The sequence below is a fragment of the Sphingomonas sp. CCH5-D11 genome (assembly GCF_001557395.1).
GTDB lineage: Bacteria > Pseudomonadota > Alphaproteobacteria > Sphingomonadales > Sphingomonadaceae > Sphingomonas.
The window spans coordinates 39,840-45,839 of the sequence record NZ_LSKH01000182.1 but is presented as its reverse complement, the minus strand read 5'-3'; the positions used below and the strand labels follow the sequence as shown (position 1 = coordinate 45,839).

Here is a 6,000-nt window from a genome sequence, read left to right as displayed (position 1 = left end):
GGCCCAGTATCGGTGACGTCGCAAATGCACGCTGCGCGTCGCCACCCCGGCCTTCCCAACTGGGCCCCGGCCTTCGCCGGGGTGGTGCAGTAGCTCCCGATGACCACCGAGGCGCGCACCTTCTGCCGGATCTGCCAGGGGATGTGCGGCCTCGTCGCCACCATCGAGAACGGCCGTGTCACCAAGGTGCGCGGCGATAGGGAGAACCCGCTCACCCGCGGCTTCGCGTGCAGCAAGGGCCTCGGCTCTCCCGAATTCCACTATGGCCCGAAACGCCTGCTCCACCACCAGCGCCGCCGCCCGGACGGCACGCATGAGCCGATCGGCTTCGACGACGCGATCGACCTCATAGCGACACGCCTGCGCCCAATCATCGATCGCCACGGCCCGCGCGCGATCGCCGCCTATGTCGGCACGCAGGCGACCTGCAACGCCATCTACCGCCCACTGGCGATCGACTTCCTGCGCGCCCTCGGCTCGCCCTCGCTATTCACCTCGATGACGATCGACCAGTCGGCCAAGTGGGTAACGATCGGCCGCATGGGCAGCTGGCTCGCCGGCCGCCAGCCACTCAAGGCCGCGGACGTCTGGCTGCTGTCGGGCGTCAACCCGATGGTCTCCATGTCGGGCTGGTCGGGCAATCTGCCCCCCTATGATCCCGTCAAGCAGATCAAGGAGGCGCGCCGCGCCGGCCTCAAGCTGATCGTGATCGACCCGGTCCGCACCCAAACGGCGGAGAACGCCGACCTGTTTCTCCAGCCGCTCCCGGGTCATGACGCCGCGATCTTCGCCGCGCTCCTCAACATCATCCTGCGCGAGGGCTGGCACGATGCGGCCTTCTGCGCCAAGCATGTCGAGGGCCTCGCCGACCTCACTCAAGCAGTCGCCGCCTTCGATCCCGCGCTGGTGGAGGCCCGCGCCGGATTAGGTTCCGGCCAGCTCCACCAAGCCGCCGCCATGTTCGCCCGCGATGGCCGCCGCGGCTGCGCGGGTGGCGGCACCGGCCCCAACATGGCCGATCACTCCAACCTCGCCGAGCATTTGATCGAGACGCTGAACGTGGTCTGCGGCCGCCTGCTGCGCGCCGGCGAGCCGGTGCCGCGCCTGCCCATCCTCAACCCCGACCGTCCTGTCCGTGCCGAGGTGCGCCCCGCGCGCCGCGAATGGGAGAGCGGCCATCGCGGCGTCACCGGCCATGGCACGATGTTCGGCCAGATGATGACCGCGACGCTCGCCGACGAGATCCTCAGCGACGCACCCGGCGGCATCCGGGCATTGTTCTGCATCGGCGCGAACCCGGCGAATGCCCTGCCGGACCAGCGCCATGCCGTGAACGCGCTCGGTGCGCTGGATCTGCTCGTCACCAGTGACGTGGTCTGGTCCGAGACCGCGAGGCTCGCCGATGTGGTCTTTGCCGTGAAGCAGCCGTTCGAACGCCCCGACCACACGCAGTTCCTCGAGGCGCTCGGCCTCGAACTGCCTTTCGCGCAATATACCCCCGCGTTGGTGGACCCGCCGGGCGAGGCCGACGTGGTGGACGATTGGCTCGTCTATTTCGCGCTCGCGCAGCGCGTTGGCCTGTCACTCGACCTTGCCGGGCCACTCGATATGCGTGAAACGCCCAGCAGCGATGCCTTGCTTGATCGGCTCGCAGGCGGCTCAACCGTGCCGCTGTCCGTCGTGAAGGCCTATCCCTCCGGCGCGGTGTTCGACCGCCCCGTTCCTACCGTGCAGCCAGCACGCGAAGGCCGGTGCGATCGGCTGACGATCGCGCCCCCGGACGTGCTTGTCGAATTGCGCCAGTGCCGAGCAGACCTGGCTGTCGCACGCACGGTGCGGGGCGGGTCCGCGTCGCATCTGCTGGTCGCCCGGCGTGAGCGTGAGACGATGAACAGCTTCGGCCGCGATCTTGCTGGCACCCGAAAGCGCTGCCCGCGCAACCCGGCATGGATTGCGCCGGTAGATGCCGACACGCTTGGTGTCTCGAACGGCGACCGCGTCCGCGTGGTGGCCGAGCATGACGCCGTGACCGCAGAGATACGGATCGATGCCGCGATTCGACCGGGCGTCGTATCCATGTCGCACGGCTGGGGCGGCCTGCCCGATGCGAGCGATCCATTACGTGACGGCGCGTCCACGACGCGGCTGGTGGCGCGCGATCATGCGGTTCAACCGATCAACGCCATGCCGCGGCTGTCAGCTATTCCGGTGCGACTGGAGCGCGCTGACTAGGGTGCCAGCCGCATGCCCCAGCTTTTCGTTGCCGCCCGCGCCGTCGCTCCTGCCAGGAACATGCGCAGCGTTTCGACGAAGAGCTCCTCGTCGGCAAACGGGTTCGACGCGAGCGAATGCGTAAGCGTCGGATATTGCGTCGGATCCACCGTTGGGAAGGAGGGAACGTCAGCCGATCGCGCGAACGCCTCGAACAAGGCCGAACCGAAGGTGATCTTCTCCGTCCCTTCGATCACCGCCATGTGCAACTCGGCCGCGAGTGGATCCTCGCGAGCCGCCCGGTCATATTCGTCCAGAAGAAGATGGCGGGGAAAATATTGCAGGATCAGCGAAGCGGCCCGCGGGTGTTTCAGCAACGATCGGCGTGTCTTGAGGCACAGTTCGACGAGCCGCTCCGCCCAGTCCGCTTCGTCCAGCGCAAACTCGCCGGGGTCGAGCAGCAGCAATGCCACCTCTGCCAGCACCTCCCGCCGATCGCGAAAGTGATGATAAAGCGACGGCGGTTTGACCCCGAGCCGCTTGGCAACCAGCGCCATGTTGAACCCATCAAGCCCATGTTCGTCGATCACCGCGAGGGCCGCTTCCGCCGCCCCACGACGCGATATCATCGGCTTGACTGGTCTTGGCACGATCTCGCTTCCTCGTCGCTCCGATGACCAGCCGGCGGTCAACCGGATACAAGTGAAGCGTCAACTGTCACCTCGGGCAAGGCAGTAATCTACTGTTGTTAGAATAGCTGCTTTGGGCCATCCTTGGTGCAAGAGGTCAAAAGCAGGAGAGGAAAATGGCAGAAGATGCGGTCACGGGCAGGTGCAATTGCGGCGCGGTTAGCTGGCGGATCGAAGGTTCGCCCCTCGCGGTGGCAGCCTGCCATTGTACGAACTGCCGCGCTCAGTCGGGCGCAGCTTTCTCGGTCAACATTGTCGCCAAGTCGCGCGAAGTCACCATCGACGGGCCGATCCGGACGTTCGAGGACAAGGCTACTGCCAGCGGACAACCTGTGTTGCGCCAATTCTGCGGCCAGTGCGGCTCACCGATCCAGTCGGTGATCACCGCCAACCCGGCGGTTGTCGCGATAAAGGCCGGCACTGCCGACGAACCTGGCAATTATGCCCCTACGATTCACGTCTGGACGCAAAGCAAGCTGCCCTGGGTCGACATCCCCGCCAACGTGCCGAGCTTCGCGCGCGATGTCGGCTGAGGCGGTGCGCCGGCGCGACGTTCGCACGCCAGACGGGCTGACGATCGCCCTCGACGAAGGAGGGCCGGCGAACGCACCCACCGTCGTGCTTCTCCATGGCGGCGGGCAGACGCGGCACAGCTGGTCGGGGGCGATGCGCGCGTTGGTCGCTGGCGGCTATCGCGTCCTCAACTTCGACGCCCGCGGCCATGGCGACAGCATGTGGTCGCCCGATGGCGACTACCTCCTGGACCACCGCGCCTCGGATCTGCGCGCGGTTGTAGGCGAGACACGGCCGCTCGCCCTGGTGGGAGCGTCACTGGGTGGCGCAACTTCGCTTCATGCCGTGGCGCAAGGGCTGGCGGTGGACGCATTGGTGCTGGTCGACATCACCCCGCATCCGGAACCCGCCGGCATCGAACGGATCACCAGCTTCATGCGCCGTCACACCGACGGCTTCGCGACGCTAGACGAGGCGGTAGACGCGGTCGCCTCCTACAATCCGCATCGCCCGCGTCCGCGCGATCCCAGCGGGCTACGCCGCAACCTGCGCGAACATTCCGACGGCCGCCTTCGCTGGCATTGGGACCCGAAGATCATCGGCACCGCGCCGGCCGTGCACCACGCCACCGTGCGGGCGTCCGCCGATCGGATCGCGGCAGGCGCGCCCTTTCCGCTGATGCTGGTTCGGGGGCTCAGCAGCGACATCGTCTCGGACGAGAGCGTCGCCGCCTTCCGTGCGCTACTGCCCTGGGCGGAAGTCGCCGACGTGGCGGGCGCCGGGCACATGATCGCAGGCGATCGCAACGACGCGTTCAACGCCGCCATGCTCGACTTCCTTGCCCGTCATCTGCCTGTTCAAACAGCAATTCCGGCAACAGGGACCTGAACTTCTTATACGACCCTCGTGCCGGCGGGGGTCGGCCACAACCGTGCGGAGAGCGGTTCGCGCTCAACGGACAGCGCCGCCACTTCGACGTGCCGCGTCCGCCCCGCCGCAATCCGTACCCGCGACCTGTCCATCCACGCGTCGGGCATATTGTCGCATGCTGGGCGGCCCGCACGGTTGACCATGCTCGCGAAAACATAGTCGTGAATGGTGCCGTCCCGGACACCGGAGCCGGCCGACAGGTCAGGGGCCGACGCTTACCACATCCAGGCGGCGATCCTTCGGGAGCGTTCCCAGTGCGGCGCTCTGCTTCGATTTCGCGAAAGCGGCCATGATCTGTTCGAAGCGCTCGCGCACCACCTGTTCATATTCGACGTGGCTCAGGATATACAGGTCATTGTCCCTGACCCCCTCCACGACGCGGCGTCCGACGACCAGCGGGTCGATGCCCCCGGCCATCCACTCACGCTGCCGGTCGATATCGGCCTGACCAAAGTCCCTGCCGCTTTCGCCATAGACCGCATTGTGGCGATTTCGTCGGCCCGCATAGATGTTGGTGCTCACCAGGCCGGGGCACAGCACCGAAACGCCGATGTTCTTCGGCGCCAGTTGCTGGCGCCAGCCTTCGCTCATCGCCACGACAGCAAACTTGCTGGCGCAATACGGTTCCATTCCCGCCGGACTGATGAGCCCAGCCATCGAGGCGGTGTTGACGAGGTGGCCGCCCTCCCCGTGGCTCTCGATCAGCGGAGCAAAGACCTCGACGCCATAAACCACGCCCTTCAGGTTGACGTCGATCACCCAGTCCCAGTCACCCTCCGGCACGCTGCCCAGCGGACCGCCGGCACCGATGCCTGCATTATTGGCGACGAGGTGCACCTTGCCGAACTTGGCGATCGTCTCGATCGCGCCCTTGCGCATCGAATCCCGGCTGGTGACGTCGACCTCGACCCATTCGGCCCTGATCTGCCGGGCGCGCAGTTCCTCCACCTTGGTGCGGGCGACCTCGGGTTCGATATCGGCGATCATGACGTTCATGCCTTCCGCGCCGAAGGCCTGCGCCATTGCGAACCCCAGCCCGCTCGCGCCGCCGGTGATAAAGGCAGTCTTCCCGCGCATGTCTTTCACAGCATCCCTCCCCTAGGCTCCATCCTTGCCGGACGGTTTGTCGTCGCGATGCTAGGCCTTTCGCTGCTCGGACGCCAGCTAAGCCATTTGGCTTAGCTGGCCTGCGTTCCAGCCCTCAATGCTTGGTACGGCGCTTGCCCGAGGCATCACCGTATCGTGATCGCGATCGCCACCAGGTCAACGCGGTGACAGCGCCAGCAATGGCTCCAAGAAGCGTCAACCAATAGCCGTCGAACACTTCCAGTACGAATACGAGGGCCGCAGTCAGAACTCCGCCGGAGGCAGCACCGATGCTGCCATAGGAAATGGCGTTTTCCGCGCCCCGCCGCCTCAGCATCGCAGCCACTGGAAGGCCGATGAAGATGCTGCCGCACGTGACGATTGGCAGAGCCACGGCAAGCGGCGCTGTCCACAGCATCAGCATGGCCGCGAACTCGCGGCTATCGGTCAATGCGCGGGGAAGCCCGATGAGCACGAGCATCGTTGACATGAGCAGAAACGGTGCTGCTCCCGCGATAGCGCCGAACAGGACGGACCGGACGAACGCTCTCATGGTCGCGGATGGGATCCA

General features: G+C 66.2%; 6 protein-coding genes. 3 read left to right on the top strand and 3 right to left on the bottom strand.

Annotated features, from left to right (window positions below; translation table 11 throughout):
• The first annotated feature begins 99 nt into the window (after nucleotides 1-99).
• Nucleotides 100-2,232: a molybdopterin-containing oxidoreductase family protein gene (locus tag AX702_RS11250; RefSeq protein ID WP_066779529.1), complete on the top strand. Its 2,133-nt coding sequence runs from the start codon at nucleotides 100-102 to the stop codon at nucleotides 2,230-2,232.
• On the opposite strand, the gene AX702_RS11245 is transcribed toward AX702_RS11250, so the two are convergent.
• Nucleotides 2,229-2,840 (bottom strand): TetR/AcrR family transcriptional regulator, encoded by a 612-nt coding sequence (locus tag AX702_RS11245; RefSeq protein WP_066779526.1) that lies wholly within the window; start codon nucleotides 2,838-2,840, stop codon nucleotides 2,229-2,231. The two genes, AX702_RS11250 and AX702_RS11245, sit on opposite strands and share 4 nt — an antisense overlap.
• A 176-nt stretch (nucleotides 2,841-3,016) precedes the next feature.
• On the opposite strand from AX702_RS11245, the gene AX702_RS11240 reads away from it, so the two are divergent.
• Together AX702_RS11240 and AX702_RS11235 are read left to right on the top strand one after the other, a co-directional pair.
• Nucleotides 3,017-3,433: a GFA family protein gene (locus AX702_RS11240; protein WP_066779523.1), complete on the top strand. Its 417-nt coding sequence runs from the start codon at nucleotides 3,017-3,019 to the stop codon at nucleotides 3,431-3,433.
• On the top strand, nucleotides 3,423-4,301 hold the full coding sequence (locus AX702_RS11235; protein ID WP_066779520.1) for an alpha/beta fold hydrolase: 879 nt from the start codon (nucleotides 3,423-3,425) through the stop codon (nucleotides 4,299-4,301). Before AX702_RS11240 ends, AX702_RS11235 begins: the two co-directional genes overlap by 11 nt.
• A gap of 243 nt (nucleotides 4,302-4,544) precedes the next feature.
• Here the strand turns inward: AX702_RS11235 and AX702_RS11230 are convergent, their stop codons facing one another.
• Together AX702_RS11230 and AX702_RS11225 are read right to left on the bottom strand one after the other, a co-directional pair.
• Nucleotides 4,545-5,420: an SDR family NAD(P)-dependent oxidoreductase gene (locus AX702_RS11230; protein ID WP_066779517.1), complete on the bottom strand. Its 876-nt coding sequence runs from the start codon at nucleotides 5,418-5,420 to the stop codon at nucleotides 4,545-4,547.
• A gap of 124 nt (nucleotides 5,421-5,544) precedes the next feature.
• Nucleotides 5,545-5,919 (bottom strand): hypothetical protein, encoded by a 375-nt coding sequence (locus AX702_RS11225; RefSeq protein ID WP_197420572.1) that lies wholly within the window; start codon nucleotides 5,917-5,919, stop codon nucleotides 5,545-5,547.
• Between the last annotated feature and the right edge of the window lie 81 nt (nucleotides 5,920-6,000).